General features: G+C 66.1%; 13 protein-coding genes. 4 read left to right on the top strand and 9 right to left on the bottom strand.

Annotated features, from left to right (window positions below; all coding sequences use genetic code 11):
* Nucleotides 1-2 precede the first annotated feature (2 nt).
* From J2X42_RS06210 to J2X42_RS06185, 6 genes are all read right to left on the bottom strand, one after another.
* Nucleotides 3-1199 carry an MFS transporter gene (locus J2X42_RS06210; protein ID WP_310163296.1) on the bottom strand — a complete coding sequence of 399 codons (1197 nt, stop codon included), beginning with the start codon at nucleotides 1197-1199 and terminating at the stop codon, nucleotides 3-5.
* Nucleotides 1196-1969 (bottom strand): DeoR/GlpR family DNA-binding transcription regulator, encoded by a 774-nt coding sequence (locus tag J2X42_RS06205; protein ID WP_310163293.1) that lies wholly within the window; start codon nucleotides 1967-1969, stop codon nucleotides 1196-1198. The genes J2X42_RS06210 and J2X42_RS06205 overlap by 4 nt, the downstream gene beginning before the upstream one ends.
* Before the next feature lie 174 nt (nucleotides 1970-2143).
* Complete coding sequence (locus tag J2X42_RS06200) at nucleotides 2144-3826, bottom strand: ATP-binding cassette domain-containing protein (protein WP_310163291.1); 1683 nt, start codon at nucleotides 3824-3826, stop codon at nucleotides 2144-2146.
* 45 nt (nucleotides 3827-3871) lie between these two features.
* Entirely contained in the window at nucleotides 3872-5860 is a 1989-nt protein-coding gene (locus tag J2X42_RS06195; RefSeq protein ID WP_310163286.1) for a penicillin-binding transpeptidase domain-containing protein, read from the bottom strand.
* Nucleotides 5861-5975: 115 nt separating this feature from the next.
* Nucleotides 5976-7415 carry an NAD(P)/FAD-dependent oxidoreductase gene (locus tag J2X42_RS06190; protein WP_310163285.1) on the bottom strand — a complete coding sequence of 480 codons (1440 nt, stop codon included), beginning with the start codon at nucleotides 7413-7415 and terminating at the stop codon, nucleotides 5976-5978.
* On the bottom strand, nucleotides 7408-8874 hold the full coding sequence (locus tag J2X42_RS06185) for a glycosyltransferase 87 family protein (protein ID WP_310163283.1): 1467 nt from the start codon (nucleotides 8872-8874) through the stop codon (nucleotides 7408-7410). Before J2X42_RS06185 ends, J2X42_RS06190 begins: the two co-directional genes overlap by 8 nt.
* 173 nt (nucleotides 8875-9047) lie before the next feature.
* Between J2X42_RS06185 and J2X42_RS06180 the strand changes: the two genes are divergently transcribed.
* Nucleotides 9048-10574 carry a glycosyltransferase family 39 protein gene (locus tag J2X42_RS06180; protein ID WP_310163280.1) on the top strand — a complete coding sequence of 509 codons (1527 nt, stop codon included), beginning with the start codon at nucleotides 9048-9050 and terminating at the stop codon, nucleotides 10572-10574.
* Between the two features lie 53 nt (nucleotides 10575-10627).
* Here J2X42_RS06180 and J2X42_RS06175 read toward each other — a convergent pair whose 3' ends face one another.
* The 3 genes from J2X42_RS06175 to J2X42_RS06165 form a co-directional block, all read right to left on the bottom strand.
* On the bottom strand, nucleotides 10628-10849 hold the full coding sequence (locus J2X42_RS06175; RefSeq protein ID WP_310163279.1) for a hypothetical protein: 222 nt from the start codon (nucleotides 10847-10849) through the stop codon (nucleotides 10628-10630).
* 579 nt (nucleotides 10850-11428) lie between these two features.
* Complete coding sequence (locus tag J2X42_RS06170) at nucleotides 11429-11998, bottom strand: histidine phosphatase family protein (protein ID WP_131132377.1); 570 nt, start codon at nucleotides 11996-11998, stop codon at nucleotides 11429-11431.
* A gap of 11 nt (nucleotides 11999-12009) precedes the next feature.
* Entirely contained in the window at nucleotides 12010-13518 is a 1509-nt protein-coding gene (locus J2X42_RS06165) for a CCA tRNA nucleotidyltransferase (RefSeq protein ID WP_310163278.1), read from the bottom strand.
* Nucleotides 13519-13725: 207 nt separating this feature from the next.
* Between J2X42_RS06165 and J2X42_RS06160 the strand changes: the two genes are divergently transcribed.
* The 3 genes from J2X42_RS06160 to J2X42_RS06150 all read left to right on the top strand — a co-directional run bounded on the left by J2X42_RS06160 (nucleotide 13726) and on the right by J2X42_RS06150 (nucleotide 18156).
* On the top strand, nucleotides 13726-14226 hold the full coding sequence (locus J2X42_RS06160; protein ID WP_376044904.1) for an NUDIX hydrolase: 501 nt from the start codon (nucleotides 13726-13728) through the stop codon (nucleotides 14224-14226).
* Nucleotides 14227-14308: 82 nt separating this feature from the next.
* Nucleotides 14309-16414 carry a murein biosynthesis integral membrane protein MurJ gene (gene murJ / locus J2X42_RS06155; protein WP_310163274.1) on the top strand — a complete coding sequence of 702 codons (2106 nt, stop codon included), beginning with the start codon at nucleotides 14309-14311 and terminating at the stop codon, nucleotides 16412-16414.
* 173 nt (nucleotides 16415-16587) lie between these two features.
* Nucleotides 16588-18156, top strand: a complete 1569-nt coding sequence (locus J2X42_RS06150) for an ABC transporter substrate-binding protein (protein WP_310163271.1) — start codon at nucleotides 16588-16590, stop codon at nucleotides 18154-18156.
* The last annotated feature ends 46 nt before the right edge of the window (nucleotides 18157-18202 follow it).

Here is an 18202-nt window from a genome sequence, read left to right as displayed (position 1 = left end):
AGCTATTTGACGGGCAGCGGCTTCGCGGCGCCTGCCAGCAGCAGGGCAAGCAGGATCGGCGCCAGGATGGCCAGCAGTGCCAGGTGGATGCCGGTGAGGTCACCGAGGTAGCCCAGCAGCGGGGGACCGGCGAGGAAGGAAATATACCCGAGGGTGGATACAACCGAGACGCGTGCCGCTGCGTGCTTGGGGTCATCTGCTGCGGCGGACATTCCCATTGGGAACGCGAGGGCAGCCCCCACGCCCCACAGTGCGGCGCCGACAGCGGCGAGCCAGACGTTTCCGGCCAGGACAAACAGCAGCAGGCCTGCCGCAGCGGCAGCCATGCTGGCGCGGAGGACAACCACCCGGCCGTAGGCGTCGATGACCCTGCCGCCGACGAAGCGCATCGCTGTCATGGCCAGGACGAACAAAGCAAACATCAGGGCACCGGTGGATTCGGCGGTGCCAAGCCCGTCCACGGAGGCCTTGGCGATCCAGTCGTTTCCGGCCCCCTCGGTGAGGGTTGCACCGAGCACCACCACGCCGATCAGCAGCGTGCGTCCATCCCGCCAGGCGGAGGGTCCCTTGGCAGTCATGGGCTCGCCGTCTGCCGGTGTTGCCGCGATGATGTGCGGCAGGAAGTACCGCGGCGTCACCAGCGCCACCACGGCAACCACGACGGCGACGACCAGGAGATGAACCGGAAGTCCGACGCCGATAGTGGAGAGGCCGGCGCCGATCAGGGCGCCCACGAAGGCCCCGCCGCTGAAGGCGGCGTGGAACTGCGGCATGATCGTGCGCCGCATCTTGTGCTCAACGTCGGCGCCTTCGATGTTCTGGGAGACGTCCCAGAGCCCGATGCCGATGCCGAAGAAGAACAGGCACACGGCGGTGCCCGGGACGGATTCGGCCGAAAGGCTCAAGGCAATCCCCACGCCGGCCAGCGTCACCAGCATGCCGGCAGCGCGCACCGTGTTGGCGGTTCCGATCCTGCCCACCACGAGGCCCGCCGTCGGAAGCGCCAGGAGGGAGCCGACGGCGGTGCAGAGCAGGAGTGTGCCCATCTGGCCTGAGGTCAGGTGCAGCGTCTCGGTAACGGCGGGGATGCGGGCCGCCCAGCTGGCGAAGACCAGGCCGTTGATTCCAAAAACGATGAAGGTGGCAGCCGCCGCTGCCTTGAGGGAGGGACTGGCCGTGGTGCGGGTGTTGGTGCTCATGCTTTCACTACTTCCACCGAGAGCTTATTGAGGTGTGCGAGTTCTTCCGCACTGAGGTCTTTGTCTGTCACGATCACGTTCACCGCATCCAGGGCGGCCACCAGGGCCACCGCGTTGGCGTTCCACTTGGAGCCGGCGCAGGCCACGATCACGCGGGCGGCTGATTCGAGGCCTGCCCGTTTGACCGCCGCGTCCTCGAGGTCGTGGGCCAGGAGTCCGTCCTTGAGGTTCAGCGCGCAGGGCGTGACCACGGCGGTATCGAAGCGCAGGGACCTGATGTTGGCCTCCGCGAACGGGCCACGGAAGCACAGCTCCCCGGGAACCAGGCTGCCGCCGGGAAGGAGCAGGGCGGGCCGCTGGCCGGCATTCGGGTCAGCGTCGGTCACAGCCGTCAGGGAGCGCACGGACATGGGCATCAATGTCAGCTCACGCCCGCGCAGGGTCCTGGCGATTTCCGTAGCTGTGGTTCCGCTGTCCAGCCAGACGTGTTCCCGGTCCCGGAGCAGGCCGGCCACTGCGGCCGCGATCCTGACTTTGACGGCCTGGTCCTCGAGTTCGCGCTGCCCGTAGCCTGGGTTCTCGCCACGGACAATCAGGCTCCTGGCGCCGCCGTGGACCCGCCGCAGCACACCGTGGGACGCGAGCACCTCAAGGTCGCGGCGGATGGTGGCTCCGGAAGCGTCGCATGCCTCCGTAAGCTCCTCCACCGAAATCTCGGCGCGGTGGCGCAGCAGCTCACCGATCAGCCGATGGCGCTCTTCCGTCTTCATGCTCAAATGCTAGCAAGTTTTGATCATTTAATCACACTGATGATCACTTGCCGCACCCTCACCGCCCCACAATCAAAACGCTCTCTCACTTCCTGCAGGAAAAACGCCAATGCTCTCTCACCGGGTGAGAGAGCAATGGCCCAAAACGTGCAGGAAGTGCGAGAGCGTCGGGTGTCAGCGGACGCGTTCCACCCGCTTCTCGTCCCACACGGGCTCGGCGGATTCGTAGACCTTGCCGTCGGAGCCAAACACCAGGAAGCGGTCGAACGTCCGGGCGAACCAGCGGTCGTGGGTCACGGCAAGGACGGTTCCTTCGAAGTGGTCGATGGCCCGTTCCAGCGCCTCAGCCGAGTGCAGGTCCAGGTTGTCGGTGGGCTCGTCCAGGAGCAGCAGCGTGGCCCCGGAAAGCTGCAGCAGCAGGATCTGGAACCGCGCCTGCTGCCCGCCGGACAGGGATTCGTACTTCTGCTCGGACTGCGAAGCCAGGCCATAGCCATCCAGGGCGCCGGCAGCAGCCTCGCGGCCCAGTCCGGACCGGTGCTCGTCGCCGCGGTGCAGGATCTCCAGCAGCGTCTTGCCCAGCAGGTCCGGGCGGACGTGCGTCTGCGCGAAGAAACCGGGACGGATCCGGGCGCCGAGCTTCACGGTGCCCTCGTGCGGCACCTCGGCGATCTCGACGTCGGACACCGGCAGGTGCTCACGCTCCGGATCCGTGCCGCCGGTGGCCAGCAGGCGCAGGAAGTGGCTCTTGCCGGAACCGTTCGAGCCGAGCACGCCGACGCGGTCCCCGAACCACACCTCGGTGGAGAAGGGCTTCATGAGTCCGGTCAGTTCGAGCTTCTCTGCCACGATGGCGCGCTTGGCTGTCCGGCCGCCCTTGAGCCGCATCTGTACGTTCTGTTCGATCGGCAGCGCCTCCGGCGGCCCGGCCTCGAGGAACTTCGCCAGCCGGGTCTGGGCGGCGTGGTAGCGGTTGGCCATGTCGGAACGGAACGCGGCCTTGTTCTTGTACATGTTGACGAGTTCCTTGAGCTTCACGTGCTCCTCGTCCCAGCGCTTGCGCAGTTCCTCGAAGCGGGCGTTCCGGTCCGCGCGGGCATCCACGTAGGAGCCGAAGCCGCCGCCGTGGATCCACGCGCCGGCGCCGTTGATGCCCGGTTCCAGGGTCACGATCCGGCCGGCGGCGTTGTTGAGCAGCTCGCGGTCGTGGCTGATGAAGAAGACGGTCTTTTTGGACTCGTTGAGCTTGTCCTCGAGCCACCGCTTCCCGGGCACGTCAAGGTAGTTGTCCGGCTCGTCGAGCAGCAGCAGTTCGTCCGGTCCGGCGAAAAGGGCTTCCAGGACCAGGCGCTTCTGCTCGCCGCCGGAGAGGCTCGACGCCGGGCGGTGCTGCGCGCGGTCAAACGGCAGCCCCAGCGCGGCCATGCAGACCTCGTCCCAGACGGTTTCGACGTCGTAGCCCCCGGCGTCTCCCCAGTCCACGATGGCCTGGGCGTAGCGCATCTGGGAGGGTTCGTCGTCGTGCTCCACCATCGCGAGCTCGGCCTCGTCCACTTCGCGGGCAGCTGCCGCCAGGGCAGGCGGTGCCGCGGAGACCAGGAGGTCACGGACGGTTGAGTCGTCCCGGACCTGGCCCACGAACTGGCGCATGATGCCCATGTTCCCGGAGCGTCCGATGACGCCCTCATCCGGAACGAGGTCGCCGGAAATGATCCGGAACAGCGTGGTCTTGCCGGTGCCGTTGGGGCCGATCAGGGCCGTTTTGGTGCCGTCCGGGACCTTGAACGTCACACTGTTCAGCAGCTGGGTGCCGTCGGAAAGGAAGTAGTCAATACCGGAAACGTCTATGTGGGCCACGCGAACAATCTTCCCACGCCCGCGCGGCGGCCCCCAGCGGCAGGCTCAGCCGGCGGCGGTGAGGAACTGCCTGAGCAGGGGACCGGACGTGGTGGCGCCGAGGCCGCCATCCTCCACAAACACTGCCACGGCGAGGTCGCCGTGTACGGCCACGATCCAGGCGTGAGTTTTGGGCGGGTTCTCGTTGCCGAACTCCGCGGTACCGGTTTTGGCACCGACAGGCGCGCCCGGAACCGTTGACAGGAAGCCGGCGTGGCCGGATGTGACCACCGCGCGCATCATGTCGGAGAGGGCAGCCGCCTCAGCGGCCGTGATCGGCTTGTCTGACGCCTGCGCGGGCGCTTCCGGGGTAACGGTCGACGACGGCGAACCGGCCTCCGCGGTCGGCTCGCCGGTGGTGCCTCCCGCGGCAGCGCCGGCGTCGGGGTTCAGCACGAGCTGCGGCGAGACGGGCGCGCCCTTGGCCACTGAGCCTGCCATGACGGCCGCGGCCAGCGGTGAGAGCAGCACCTTGCCCTGGCCGATCATCGAGGCCGCATGTTCGGTTCCGGCGGCCTCGCCGGGCACCGAGCCGAGGAAAGCCGCCGCGCCAAGGGACGGCGCTTCCACGGCCACCCCCATGGCCATCGCGGCAGCCTCGAGCTGGGACTGGGACACGGTGTCACGTGCCGCGATGAAGGCCGTGTTGCAGGAGTGGGCAAAGGCATCACGGAGCGTCACGGATCCCAAGGATCCGGCGGGGTAGCCTTCGGCATTTTTGAAGGTCCGGCCGTCCACGCTGAGCGTTGGGGTGCACTCGACCTTGGAGTCCGGCGTCAGCCCGTTCCGCAGCATGGCGAGTGAATCAACCATTTTGAACGTGGAACCGGGAGCGTACTGGCCCAGCATGGCGGTGTTGTAGCCATTGCTTCCCGGCCCTGATGCGGCAGCCAGGACAGCCCCCGTGGAGGGGCGCAGCGCCACGATCGCGGACGCCGGGCCGACACCCGCGAGCGTAGTCTCGGCCAGAGACTGGAGTGCCGGGTCAAGGGTTGTTTTCAGGGGCGTGCCGGGGGTGGGCGCCACCTGAAAGACGACCCGCCGAGGATCCGTGGCGGCAGCCCTGATCTGGTCAACAGTGAGGTCGGCCCGCTGGGCGCGGATCACAACCGCGTCCGTGCCGCGCAGTTGGGCGTCATACTGCTGCTGCAGTCCGCCGATGCCGGTCACGTCACCGGCGGTCAAGGCTCCGCCTGAGGCTTCGATCTGTTCGGCGGTGGCTTCACCGACGGAACCGAGGACTGCGCGGGCGAACGTGCGGCTGGGCGCCAGCGGCACGGTGGCAGCAATTCCCCGGGCGCCGGGGATCTCGGCAATCTGCTGGTCCGTGACCGTGCGTCCCTCCTCGCGGAGGGTGATGGCGAGGACAAACGCTTCGGCGCCCGAGGCGGCAACCTGCTGGGCGTATCCGGCCGGGTCCACGCCCACCAGTTGGGCCAGCTTGGTGGCAGAAGCGGCAGCATCGGCAGAACCGAGGCGCGGCTTGTCGATGCCCACGTTCACTACGGGCCTGTAGGTCACCAGCTGGGCATCGCCGGCGCCGAGGATGTCAGCCCGCTGCGGCGACTGGGTGCCTTTAGTGAGGATCTCGCCTTCAGCAAGGTCGGGGGCCAGGTCGGCCGGATCCCACACTGCCAGCCAGTCGGCGCCGGACTTCTTGAGTTTCGCGGAAACGGTGTATTTCCACTCTGCCGAGGCGATGTTCCAGGTGTAGTTCAAGGGAACGGTGGCAGTGTCGCCGTCCAGGGTGAGCTCGCCGGCTTCCACGGCGGGTTTGTCCGGCTCGAGTGCCTTGAACACTTCCTTGAGCTGCTCATTCACAGCCGACGAGTCGCGGCCTTCAAAGGCGACCGGGCCGACGTCGAGGGCGGCAAAGGCCGAGGCCAGCTGGTTCGCCGCGGCCTCCGCGTCCCCCCGCCCGTCGTCGCAGGCGGCCAGCGACGCGCCGAGAATGATTCCAACCATGGCAAGTGACAGTTTTTTTGAGTTCCCCACGGCGCCATTATGCCCCGTCCCGGCCTTCACACAGCGCGAACGTACAGTTGGGGGCCCTACACGGCGGGGCCCCAACTGTACGTTCGCGCCCAAAAGGCAGAGGACGGCAATGCGCCTAGATCCCGAGAGCGGGAACCTTCAAACCGAATATGTCTTTCAAGGCATATTCCGCTGCGTAGTAGCCCGGCATGCCCGTCACGCCGGGGCCCGGGGGCGTGGAGGAGGAACAAAGGTAGACGCCGGGTAGCGGCGTGCGCCATGGCACCGGCGAAACAATTGGCCTTTGGATCAGTCCGCGGACATCCATCAGGCCGGCGCTGAAGTCGCCACCCACATAGTTCCGGTTGTAGTCGGCAAGCTCCGCCGCGGTTGTCACATGGACCTGCACCACGAGGTCGCGGAATCCCGGCGCAAAACGCTCCAACTGTGCGGTGACGGCCTCGCCCATGTCCCGCGTGGATCCGGCCGGCACGTGGCAATAGGCCCACAGGATCTGCCGCCCGGCCGGCGCGCGGCCTGCATCAAAGCGCGACGGCTGGGCAACCAGCACGTAAGGGCGTTCCGGATGCTTCCCGGCACTCACCTCGTTTTCGGCGTCGGCCAACTCGGCGCGGGTACCACCCACGTGCACCGTTCCGGCGTCGGCGAGTTCTTCGGCTGCCCAGGGAACCGGCCCTGACAGGATGTAGTCCACCTTGCAGGAACCATTGCCGTAGCGGAATGACTCCAACGAGGTCCGGTACTTGCCGGGCAGGTCGTCGCCGGCGATGTTGAGCAACCCGTGTGGGGCCACGTCCAGCAGCGTTGCCCGCGTGCCGCCGAGTTCCCTCAGGCTTTCAACCGGCCGGTTCGTGTGGATCACGCCGCCATGGGCGCGGATGTCGTCCGCGAGTGCGGCCGCGATCGACGCCGAACCGCCCAGCGGGATTGGCCAGCCCTGGGCGTGGGCCAAGGCATTCAGCATGAGGCCGGCACCTGCGGCGGCCAGCGACGGCAGGTGCGACACCGCATGTGCGGCCACACCGCTGAGCAAAGCCGGAGCGAACTCTTCCCTGAACCGCATGTTCCAGAGCCCCGATCCCTGCTCCAGCGTCCGCAGCCCGAAGATCGCGGCCGCGACGGGATCCTTGGGGATCCGGAGGAGCTGATGCTGGGTCAGGTCCATCACGCCCCCGATGCGGCTCACAATCGGGCCCATCAGTTTCCGGTAGGCCGCACCGTCCCGGCCCAGCCCCTGAACTGTCCGGTCCAGCGAATGGTAGGCGAGGGCAGCACGCCCGCCGTCCAGCGGGGATCCGAACGACAGTTCCGGAACCACGAGTTCCACCCTGCGGGCCAGTTCGAAGGCGCGGAAAAACGGCGAGGCCAGGGCCATCGGATGGACCGCCGAGCAGACGTCGTGGACGTGCCCTGGAAGCATCAGCTCGGAAGTCCGGGTGCCGCCCCCGATGGTCCCGGCTGCCTCAAAGACTTCCACCTGCAGTCCCGCACGCGCCATGACGGCCGCTGCGGCCAGGCCGTTTGGTCCGGATCCGACGACGGCGACCTCAGGCATGGCTCTTGGCCCGCCAGGGAATGACTGATTCAGCCGGGCGGAAGACGTTGAGCCTCAACCGGTCCGGTGCACCCTCAAAGGGGCCGCCCTGCGGATCGTCCAGGTCATGCCGACGGACGGGATCGTAGCCGGGGTCGTAGATGTCCCACACAACCCGGGCCATAAGATATGCCGTTGCCAGCATATGGGCTGCCACCGCCAGGACGTAGTACGGCATATCAATATTGTGCTGGGAGGTTCCGCCGCTGGTCACCTGTCCCAGGTACATCCAGATGGCGGCCCAGTGCAGGCCCTCAATTCCTTGCCATACAAGGAAGTCCCGCCATCGCGGCCTGGCCAGGGCGAGGAGGGGAATCAGCCAGATCACGAACTGCGGCGAATAGACCTTGTTGGTCAGGATGAACGCAGCCACGATCAGGAAGGCCAACTGCGCAAGCCGCGGCCGCCGCGCCGCCGTCAGGGCAATGACCGCAATGCCCACGCAAGCCAGTACAAAAAGGTTGAGTGCCAGGGCGTTGATGACTTCGGCGTCCAGGACCCGCCAGCGAAGCCTGGCTGCCACGAGGTTGTACGCGAACCAAGGGGAGCTGTAGCCGGCCGGTCGGTCCTCCGTGAACTGGTAGAAGTACCGCCAGCCCGACGGGTTCATCAGCGCGATGGGGACGTTGACGGCCAGCCACGCAACGAGGGCTGCCCCTGCCGTGACCAGGAATGTCCGGATCCTGCCGGTCCGCAGGGCAAGGAGCAGGATGGCACCGAAAATGAGGACAGGGTAGAGCTTGGTGGCTGTGCCCAGGCCGATCAGGATGCCGGCCAGCACCAGCCTTCCCCGCGAAAAACACAGCATGCCAAGCGCCAGCAGGCCTACGGCCCACATGTCCCAGTTAATGGTCCCGGCCAGGACAATGCCGGGCGCCAGCGCCACCATGGCAGCGTCCCACGGCCGCCGCCGCGACATCCGTGCCGTGGCCAGCACGGTCACAATCCAGACGGCGGCGATCAGCGTGGCGTTGACGTCGAAGTAGCCGAGGATCCTGGCGTCGCTGACTCCCTGACCGGGTACAAGCCAGGCCGTCGCGCCGGCGATGAGTCCCATCAGGACGGGGTATTCGAACAGGCTTCCCTGGCTGAAGAAGGGAAAGGTGCCGTCCCCCAGGCCGCGGTTACGGAACAGTTCCGGAAAGTCTGAATAGCACGTGGAGTAGAACTGGCTGGGGGACTCCCACCCGTTGGCGCGGCAGTAGCCCTTAATCAGGATGCCTGCGAGGGCCGCCAGCACAGTCAGGATGATCAGCACCCGCTCAACCGTAAACACGCCGGGGGAGACCAGCCCTGGCGCGGAGCGGGAACCCATGGGCCCGCCAATCAGTTCTGTGAAGTTCCTCAACAGCAGGTCACTGCGGCTGGGAACAACCAGGCGGGCGCGGCGCGGGGGCGCCGGCGGCTTCGTCTCCTGCATGCCTTCGAGCTTACCGGGGTGTTGCCGGGCCCGTAGTTGTCCCCAACCCACCCGTGTATCGTCGATTCGGTACGCCGAGTACGGTTCCGGCGGTCTTTTGCGGGAACTTCATTGGGGAGCGGACCTGGGGTCGGCCTGTTCCACCACACGACTGACCTCGAGGGAACACTGTGTTGAATCAGCCGCCGGACGCGCCGGAACTACAGCAACGGCACCGCGTTGCACGGCCCGAGGAAGGACTGCTGCCCCTGGCCGGCCGTCGCTGGACAGGGCCACTCGCGGTCGGGCTGCTGGCTTTCTGCGTCGCTTTTGCTGGCTTGTGGATTCCCTCTTTCTGGGATGACGAGATCGCCACGATCTCCGCCGTCGACAGGACCCCTGCGCAACTCCTGGTCCTCCTGCAGTCCGTCGACGCGGTCCACGGACTGTATTACTTCCTGGTGCACGCGTGGACCTCTGTTTTCGGTTTCTCGGAGATCGCCATGCGGACCCCGTCAGCGCTGGCCGTCGGCCTCGCGTGCGCCGGGACAGTAGTGATTGGACGAAAGCTGGGGTCCAACGCCCTGGGCCTTACCTCCGGGCTGGTCCTGGCAGTGCTGCCCCGCATGGTGTGGGCGGGGACCGAAGCCCGGCAGCCGGCGTTTACCGCCATGCTGGCCGTCATCCTGACCCTCCTGCTGCTGCGTGCGTGGAAATCCAACCGCGTCCTCGATTGGGTTCTCTACGGCGTCTGCGCGGTCGTTGGCATCTGGATGTTTATGTTCTTTGTGCTGGCGGTAGCGGCCCACGCCTTCGCGGCCATCCTGCTTCGGCGCCGGCCCATCGCCACGGCCATTGCCTGCGCAGCCGTCGGCGCCGGTGTCCTGCCCTTCCTGCTCTTCGCCCTGGGCCAGAAGGCCCAGGTGGCATGGATCGAAAACAGGTCCCTGGCGCAGACACTGGGCACTGCGGCCGTCAAGCAGTTCTTCTATGGCGAAGACCGCCCCACGGGGAACCTTCCGCCGCAATGGGTCCTGGCGTTTGTTGCGCTGCTGGGCATCCTTGAGGTCGGCCTGGTGGTCTGGGGCCTTTGGACCGCCAGGAAGGTGCCGCAGACGCGGACCCTGGTGGTTCTGTGCCTCGTGGGAGTTGCCCTCCCCATCGCAGGCCTCGCGTTGGTGAGCGTTGTTGCCCAGCCGGTGTACGTGGCCCGGTACCTAACCTTCACCGCTCCCGCCTTCGCGCTCCTGGTGGGCCTGGGGATCGTCAGCATTTCGGCCCGGCGGACATGGCTGCGGTATGCCGCCGTCGCCGCCGTGGTTGCCGTGAGCCTGGTCCCACAACTCACCCTCAAAAGCCTGGTGAATGAACCGCCGGATACCGAGCGCAAGATAGGGGACCAGGCAGCAACGAACGCCAAGGCGCCGGCAGCCATGGTCTTCGAGCATGACTACCTTCGGGACATGACCATTGCCTATCCTGACGACTTCAAAAATATCCAGGACCTGTCGCTTGCCAAGAGTCCCGCGGAATCAGGAACACTCTGGGGCGAAAACGAGGCGGTCACGCCGGACGAGCTGTCCGGCAAGGGAACCGTGTGGTTCATCGGAGACGCCGGCGATGCCCCCGACGACCTTTCCGCCTTCGCTTCGGCTGGCTGTACGGAGACGCAAAACCGAGACTATGAGCGAATGCACATCGTGGAATTCGCCTGTCCGTAGGCGCCGGGGCCCGCGTGTCGCCACGCGGACCCCGGGCTGAAGGGTGCCCGCCGTCAGCGCAGGCCACCCACGTGCTGGTGCAACAGGACGAATACGTCCTCGCGTTGCCTTTCCAGGAGTTGCCCGTTGAATTCGCGGTGGTTGTAGCTGACAGGCTGGCGCAGGGCGAATAGAGCCTTCGTGATCCTCTTGATCATGGTGGTCACCTCCTTTCGATGCCGGCTGGCTGCCACGGTGGGCTGCCTGGACTGCGGTTTTGCCGCTGCAGTGGTCATTGCATGTTTCCTTGAGTTCGCAGGAATGAAATTGGGCATGGCAAATAGAGCCAATTAAAGTCGAGACAATAAAGGCGCAGAATAGGCAAAGAAATGCCCGGTGTTAATTATTGGTTCGCAAATGCGGAAATAGGCCCCTGAAACAGCGGTGCTGCAGAGCCCAACAAGAAGCCGGGTTCCGAATTATGGGGATGCTGCGTCACCGCGAGGTTCCGCCTTGACAGTGTGCCGACAGGAACCGTCCCGAAGGACGGCCACCAGGGATACCTCAAGCTCGACTGATGCCGCCACAGGGCGGAATCAGGAGCAGGAAGGCTTAGGAGTCGGACGCTCCGTAAAGATGGCGCGCAAAAGCAACAGAGGCCGGGGCCGCAGTGATGGTCATCTTCCATCCGCTAGTCAAAGTAATCATTTTCCCAACCTCCTTTTCTGCTATGCCGTTGCCCCGGCTGACTGGCCAGGCAACGCGCGCCGTAACCCCGGCAAGCCGCTCTGGGGTCTGAAATAAAATTACACTACAAATGCCGCCGTTGACTACCTAATTCACAAAGTTTTTCAAAGAAGTTTATGAATGGCCTTTTAGAGGCCCCAGCGGACAATTGCTGGGGTCTTCTTATCCCAGCCCAAAGTGCAGACTTTTGCGGTCCCAAGAATGAAGTGGCGTCCCTCGGTGGGGGCCAGTTCAAGCCAGCGGGCCGTAAGGATCCGCGAAAAGTGCCCATGGGCAACAATCAGCACGTTATCCAGGCCCGATTCGAGGACCCTCGCCACGATCTTGTCGGCACGGGCGGCCACCTCATCCAGGGTTTCCCCGTTGGGCACGCCGTGGGTCCAGATCAGGTAGTCCGGGTTGTCCTTGCGGATCAGGTCGGAGCTGATGCCCTCATAATCCCCATAATTCCACTCCACCGCGAGCGGCTCGTGCTGGGCGTCCGGGAATCCTGCCAGCTCTGCGGTGCGCCGGGCGCGGCGCAGGGGCGAGGTCAGCACCAGGTCGAAATCCACCTGGTCCAGCACCTTGCGGGCCTCCACGGCCTGCTGCTCGCCTTCCACCGTGAGGGGAAGGTCGGTGAGTCCCGTGTACTGGCCGCTCTTGGACCACTCGGTTTCGCCGTGGCGCAGGATCCAGAGCTGGGGGCGGGGGGTCATGGCAGAGATGGTCACTTGGGCTCCTCGGTAGCGGAAAGTTCGACGGCGGCGGGAGGCTCTTCGGCCTCCGGAACGGGAGGTGCTGCTTCAGGCTGCTGCGTCCACCAGGCGAGCAGCCTGGCCTCCGCGTCGTCCGGCTGCAGCGGACCGTGCTCCATCCGTTCCTCCAGGAGGAACTTGTAGGCGCGGCCAACGACTGGTCCTGGTTTGAGGCCGAGGATAGCCATGATCCGGGCGCCGTCGAGGTCCGGACGCACGGCTTCCAGGGATTCCTGCTCGCGCAGGGCGGCGATCCTGGCTTCCAGGTCGTCGTAGGCGAACGCGAGGCGTTCTGCCTTGCGCTGGTTGCGGGTGGTGACGTCCGAGCGTGTCAGCCGGTGCAGCCGCTCCAGGAGGGGCCCGGCGTCTGTCACGTAGCGCCGGACGGCGGAGTCGCTCCAGCCGGCATCCCCGTAGCCGTAGAAGCGCATGTGCAGCTCCACCAGGCGGGCCACGGCCTTGATGGTGTCGTTGTCGAACCGCAGGGTCTTCATCCGCTTCGCGGTGAGCTTGGACCCCACCATGTCGTGGTGGCGGAAGCTGACCGCACCGCCCGGTTCGAAACGCCGCGTAGCCGGCTTGCCAACGTCGTGCATCAGCGCCGCAAACCGCAGCACAAAGTCCGGGCCGGGCACGGCGCCGTCGGCATCGGTCTCCAGCGAAGCGGCCTGCTCGAGCACCTGCAGTGAATGCTGGTACACGTCCTTGTGGCGGTGGTGCTCGTCCGATTCAAGCCGCAAGGCAGATACTTCCGGCAGCACGAACTCCGCCAGACCGGTCTCCACCAGCAGGTCCACGCCCACCCGGGGGTGGGCACCGCAGATCAGCTTGACCAGCTCATCGCGTACGCGTTCGGCGGAAATGATGGTGATCCGCTCGGCCATCTGGGTCATGGCCAGGCGGACGTCGTCGTGCACCGAGATACCCAGCTGGGACGCAAAACGGGCGGCGCGCATCATCCGGAGCGGATCGTCAGAGAAGGAGGCCTCCGGGGAGCCGGGGGTCGCCAGGACCGAGCCGTGGAGGTCGCGGACGCCGCCGAACGGGTCGATGAGTTCCAGCGAGGGCAGCCGCAGGGCCATGGCGTTGATGGTGAAGTCGCGGCGCAGCAGGTCATCGGTCAGCGAGGAACCGAAGGCCACCACGGGCTTCCGCGACTCGGGATCGTAGGCCTCGGCCCTGTATGTGGTGATCTCGATCTGGAAGCCGGCTTTGCGCATGCCGATGGTCCCGAAGGCACGGCCGATTTCCCAGAAGTTGTCCGCCCATTTCTTGATGAGCGCCACGGTCTGGTCCGGGGTGGCGTCAGTGGTGAAGTCCAGGTCCGGCGATGTCCGTCCCAGGAAAAGGTCACGGACCGGCCCGCCCACCAGCGACAGTTCATGGCCGGCGTCGACAAAGCGCTGGCCAAGCTCCAGGACCACCGGGTCAACCTGGAAATCGACGGTGTGGGAATCAGTCTTGTGATGTGCGTGCGCCATAGTTACTTAAGCTTGGCAGAAACCAGAGCGTTGGCAGGCCAAAATCGGGTGAAGATCACGCCTATTCGTCCGTGCACCGGCAAAGTGCGTCATACGCAGTCCATCTTGATGTCATGTTCCGGTCATCAGGAACGGGCAAGAGTCGTTAGAGTGGACTTCATGGCCCATCCCGTACCGAGCGCTCCCGGCAGGAGGACAAACCCACCGTTGCCGTCGGCAATCGGTGCCCATGTCGCGCCCGCCCAGCATTCGGCACCGGCCTCGCTGCCCACCGTCGAGGAAATTTCCGCCGGCGGCGTCGTGGTGGACACGTCCGACGGCGACCTCAAGGTTGCGATCATCGCCCGCCTTAACAGGGGCGGACGGCTGGAATGGTGCCTGCCCAAGGGCCACCCGGAGGGCAAAGAGAACAACGAAGAGGCCGCCGTCCGCGAAATTGCCGAGGAAACAGGCATTGAAGGCGACATCCTGGCGCCGCTGGGCAGCATCGACTACTGGTTTACTGTCAGCGGACACCGCGTGCATAAGACGGTGCACCACTACCTGCTGCGTGCCACCGGCGGCGAGCTCACCATTGAGAACGATCCCGACCAGGAAGCCGTGGACGTGGCCTGGGTCCCCATCCAGGAGCTCGCACGGAAGCTCTCCTTTCCCAATGAGCGGCGCATCGCCGACCTCGCACGGGAAGTCCTGCCCGAACATCTTTGAGTGGCCCCTGCAGCGCGCGTCACGGCCGTGGCTGTCAGCTGCGTTGCGGCATTAAGGCCGCCCGGGTGAGACGATGAAGTCGATGTCAGCTACCAACTTCCCTTCCGACAAAGCGCGCGGCGCCGCCGGTGAAACCCAGCCGAGCGCTGCCCAGCCCGGCGAAGCCCGTTCCAGTGCCATCATGGCCGCCGGAACGCTCGTTTCGCGCTTCCTGGGCTTCGGCAAGACGTGGATGCTGGGGGCTGCGCTGGGGCTGAGCTCCACGGTCAATGACACGTTCATCAACGCCAACAACCTGCCCAACCTGATCTTCCTCCTGGTGGCCGGCGGTGTGTTCAACGCTGTTCTGGTCCCGCAGATCATCAAGGCCAGCAAGGCGCCCGACAGGGGAGCGGACTACATCAGCCGCCTCCTCACCCTGGCCGTCCTGCTGCTCCTGGGCCTGACCGCCCTGGTCACCCTGGCGGCGCCCGTGATCATCGACCTGACCACCCAGGGGTACTCGCCGCAGCAGAAGGCACTCGCCATTGCCTTCGCCTTCTGGTGCCTGCCTCAGATCTTCTTCTACGGCCTCTACGCCCTTTTGACGCAGGTGCTGAACGCCAACGGAGCCTTCGGCCCGGCCATGTGGGCGCCCATCCTGAACAACCTCGTGGCCATCGGCGGCCTGGGGATGTTCATCTGGATCTACGGCGCCAACGAGATCAATCCGCACACCCTGGACAACTGGGGCCCCTCGCAGACGCTCTTCGTGGCCGGTTTCTCCACCATCGGCGTGGTGGCCCAGACGGCCATCCTGCTCATTCCGGTGTTCCGGCTCAGACTCGGCCTCCGCCCCCGGTTCGGCTGGCGCGGGGTGGGCCTCGGCCAGGCAGCGAAGCTGAGCGTCTGGACCCTGCTGACCGCCGCCGTCGGGCAGCTTGCCTTCCTGTACGTCATGAGGATCGCGACCATCCCGGGCGCTGAACGCCTCCGCCTGGAGCAGGCGGGCGATCCTGCGGCCGACTTCCTGCCCGGAAACGCCGTCCTGGAGGTCGCCAGCCAGCTGTACCTGCTGCCGCACTCGATTATTGCGTTGTCGCTGGCCACGGTCCTTTTCAACCGGATGACCCGCGCCTCGCAGGACGGCAACAAAGCAGAGCTCCGCGATGCCCTGTCCCACGGGCTACGCACCATGGCCGTCGCCACCGTCTTTGGTGCCCTTGCCCTGTTTGCCCTGGCCGGGCCGCTGGGCATGTTCTTCTCAGGCGGCGACAAGCAGGACGGCGTCATGCTGGCGCAGACGCTGACCATCCTGGCCCTGAGCACACCGTTCATGAGCGCCAATTTCATGATGTCCCGGGTGTTCTATGCCAACGAGGATGCCCGGACGCCGTTCCACATCCAGCTCCTTTTGGCTGTGGTCTACGTCGCCGGCGCCTTCGCCATCCAGTTCCTGCCGGTGGGCCAAATCATCTACGCCATTGCCATCCTGTATATGGTGGGCAACATCCTCTCCGTGGTGATCAGCGCCTATTTCCTGCGCCGTCTCCTGGGCCACCTGGACGGCCCGCGGATCGCCAACTCCTACATCCGCATGGGGTACGCCGGGCTCGGTTCGGCTGTTGCCGGTGCAGGCGCCCTGTGGCTCATGGGCAGCTACAGCCCGGACGGCTTTGCCTGGACCGACCGTCTCGCAGCCCTGGTGACGGTCATCGTTGTGGGGCCGGTGATGCTGGTGGCCTACCTCTTCCTGCTGAAGGTCTTCCACGTGTCGGAGCTTCGCGACCTGCTCCGTCCGCTGCTGGGACGGCTGGGCCGTACCGCCGGTCCCGATGGCACCGGCCCGGGGACCCCGCCGTCGTCCGGTTCCGGGGGAGCCGCGCCCGGAACGGAACGTACGACGCCGGAACGCGCCACGGTCTCGGTGGACACCGGCCTCATTCCCCGGATTTCCGGCGAGTTCGATGCCGTCTCCTTCCGGGCCGGTCCCGTGCCGCACGCTGCGCCGGAACGCGCTGCGGATCCCGCGCTTCCCGTGGACGGAGGTGACGGGTCCGACGGCGGCTACCTTCCTGCCGAGGACGTGCCAGGCACAGCACGGGGCGGCCTGCTCCGCGATGAGATCCCGCTGCCGGGCCGGCGGACCTTCCAGGGTCAAGCCGGGAAGAACCCCCATTTCAAGCCGCGCCGGCCACGCAGGAAGTGATATCGGCAGGGTTTTTGGCTGCCTGTCTCCACCGGCCGCCACGGGCCATCGGCTAGGATCGAAAGTGAACAAGGGTTGTTGCAGTCAAGCGTCCGCCGGCCCGCCGGCAGGCGCTCGAACGGCGGTGGCATCGTTCGCACACCGGCAATTCCCGGACAGTCTAGGAGGAACACGTGTCCCACCCGATCGATGTTGGATCAGTACTCGGCGGCCGCTACAAGGTCACTGCCACCGTATTGACCTCACACGACCAGGATCTGGTGCTGGACGGGGTGGACCAGGTTCTCAACCGTCCGGTCAGCATTCTGGTTGCCGGCCCGGACAATACCGAGCAGGTTGCCCAGAGCGCCCGTGAAGTTGCCACCGGTGAGCGGCCCGGCACGGTCCAGGTCCTCGACCTCGGCGTCACCGAGGCAGCCACCTACCTGATCACCAACCACACGTCCGCCGCCGATCTGCTGGACCTTGTTGTCGCCTCGAACCCGCCGTATGTCGAGCCGTTCTTCACGGATACGCTCGGCAGCGAAATTTTCGGCCAGGCACGGTCACACGAGCCGGAACCGTACGACGACGAAGAGAACGTCGACGCCGGCTACATCAGCTATTCGGATGGCCACCCGAACCAGGTTGACCCCTACCGGACCAACCAGCCGGTGGTTCCGCCCCGTCCGCCCGTCCGGCCGGCGTCGTCCCCGTCTGCCGGTGCTGCCGCCGGCGGTATCGCTGCTGCCGGCGGTGCTGCAGCCGGAGCAGCCGCTGCGGGCGCCGCCTCCCAGCAGGCCACAGCCCCCCAGCCCGTCCAGCCGCGCGGTCAGCAGCCCGCCGTCCCGGCAGCCGGGACAACCGGTCCCGCGGACAGCGCCACCTCGTCTTCGCCGAAAGTCTCGCTGTGGAACGAAGAGGACTACGGCTACGGGGCAGGGGATCAGGACGCCGCTTACGACGAGCCCGTCGAAGCTGCCGCGCCGCCACGCCAACCGGACCGCTCCGCCGGAAACTTCCCTGCTTTTGCACGGTCTGCTGCGCCGGCCAAGGAGGCAACGTCCACGCCTTCAGCGGATGCGCCCAGTGACTACTACGACGACGAGCCCGAGCGAGAGCCACGCTCCATGCGCTGGCTGGTCGGCGGCCTGCTCGCAGTGGTGCTCATCGTTGGCCTGGTATTCGCGGTGACAAACCTTGGCAGCCTGTTCCGTTCCGATCCGCAGGCAAACACCGCAACCACCGGATCCACCACGGCCCCGTCGGATTCCGGCACCGCCAGCCCGACGGCGTCTTCGGCTGCACCGGCCGCACCGCCGGCCATCGAGGGCATCACCCGGCAGGGCGACTTCGATTTTGCCGCGACGTACGACGTCGACCTGGTCAAGGCATTTGACGGCAACGCCGCCAGTTACTGGTCTGACATGGAGTTCGCCACGGAAGGATGGGGCGGGCTTGCACCCGAGGGTGTTCCGCTGTTCATCAAGCTGAAGAGCAAGGCCACCATTTCCTCCATCACGCTCAGCCAGCTGGGCGCTTCCGGCGGAAACATCAGCGTGTTCACCAACGACCGCCCGTCGCTGGACGGCGCCAAGCAGGTGGGGAGCAACAGCTTCACCTCCACCGATCTGACCATGCCCCTGGCAGCGCCTGTCCAGGCCCAGTACGTCATTGTGTCCATCAAGACCCTGCCCAAGCTGGCCGCTCCGAAGACCCGCTACGGCTACGGCATCCGGCTGGCAGAGATAAAGATCCAGTAGTCCGCGCATCACGGCCGCGATCGAGCCGCGCCCGTTACCTTCGGGG

Source organism: Arthrobacter sp. BE255 (assembly GCF_031457335.1).
GTDB lineage: Bacteria > Actinomycetota > Actinomycetes > Actinomycetales > Micrococcaceae > Arthrobacter.
This window is presented reverse-complemented; position numbering and strand designations above follow the sequence as displayed.

Bases quoted from the DNA above. Each gene is read 5' to 3' on its own strand.
- J2X42_RS06205 (WP_310163293.1), bottom strand. From the start codon at position 1,969: ATGAAGACGGAAGAGCGCCATCGGCTGATCGGTGAGCTGCTGCGCCAC.
- J2X42_RS06210 (WP_310163296.1), bottom strand. From the start codon at position 1,199: ATGAGCACCAACACCCGCACCACGGCCAGTCCCTCCCTCAAGGCAGCG.
- murJ (WP_310163274.1), top strand. From the start codon at position 14,309: ATGTCAGCTACCAACTTCCCTTCCGACAAAGCGCGCGGCGCCGCCGGT.
- J2X42_RS06190 (WP_310163285.1), bottom strand. From the start codon at position 7,415: ATGCCTGAGGTCGCCGTCGTCGGATCCGGACCAAACGGCCTGGCCGCA.
- J2X42_RS06170 (WP_131132377.1), bottom strand. From the start codon at position 11,998: ATGACCCCCCGCCCCCAGCTCTGGATCCTGCGCCACGGCGAAACCGAG.
- J2X42_RS06175 (WP_310163279.1), bottom strand. From the start codon at position 10,849: ATGACCACTGCAGCGGCAAAACCGCAGTCCAGGCAGCCCACCGTGGCA.
- J2X42_RS06165 (WP_310163278.1), bottom strand. From the start codon at position 13,518: ATGGCGCACGCACATCACAAGACTGATTCCCACACCGTCGATTTCCAG.
- J2X42_RS06185 (WP_310163283.1), bottom strand. From the start codon at position 8,874: ATGCAGGAGACGAAGCCGCCGGCGCCCCCGCGCCGCGCCCGCCTGGTT.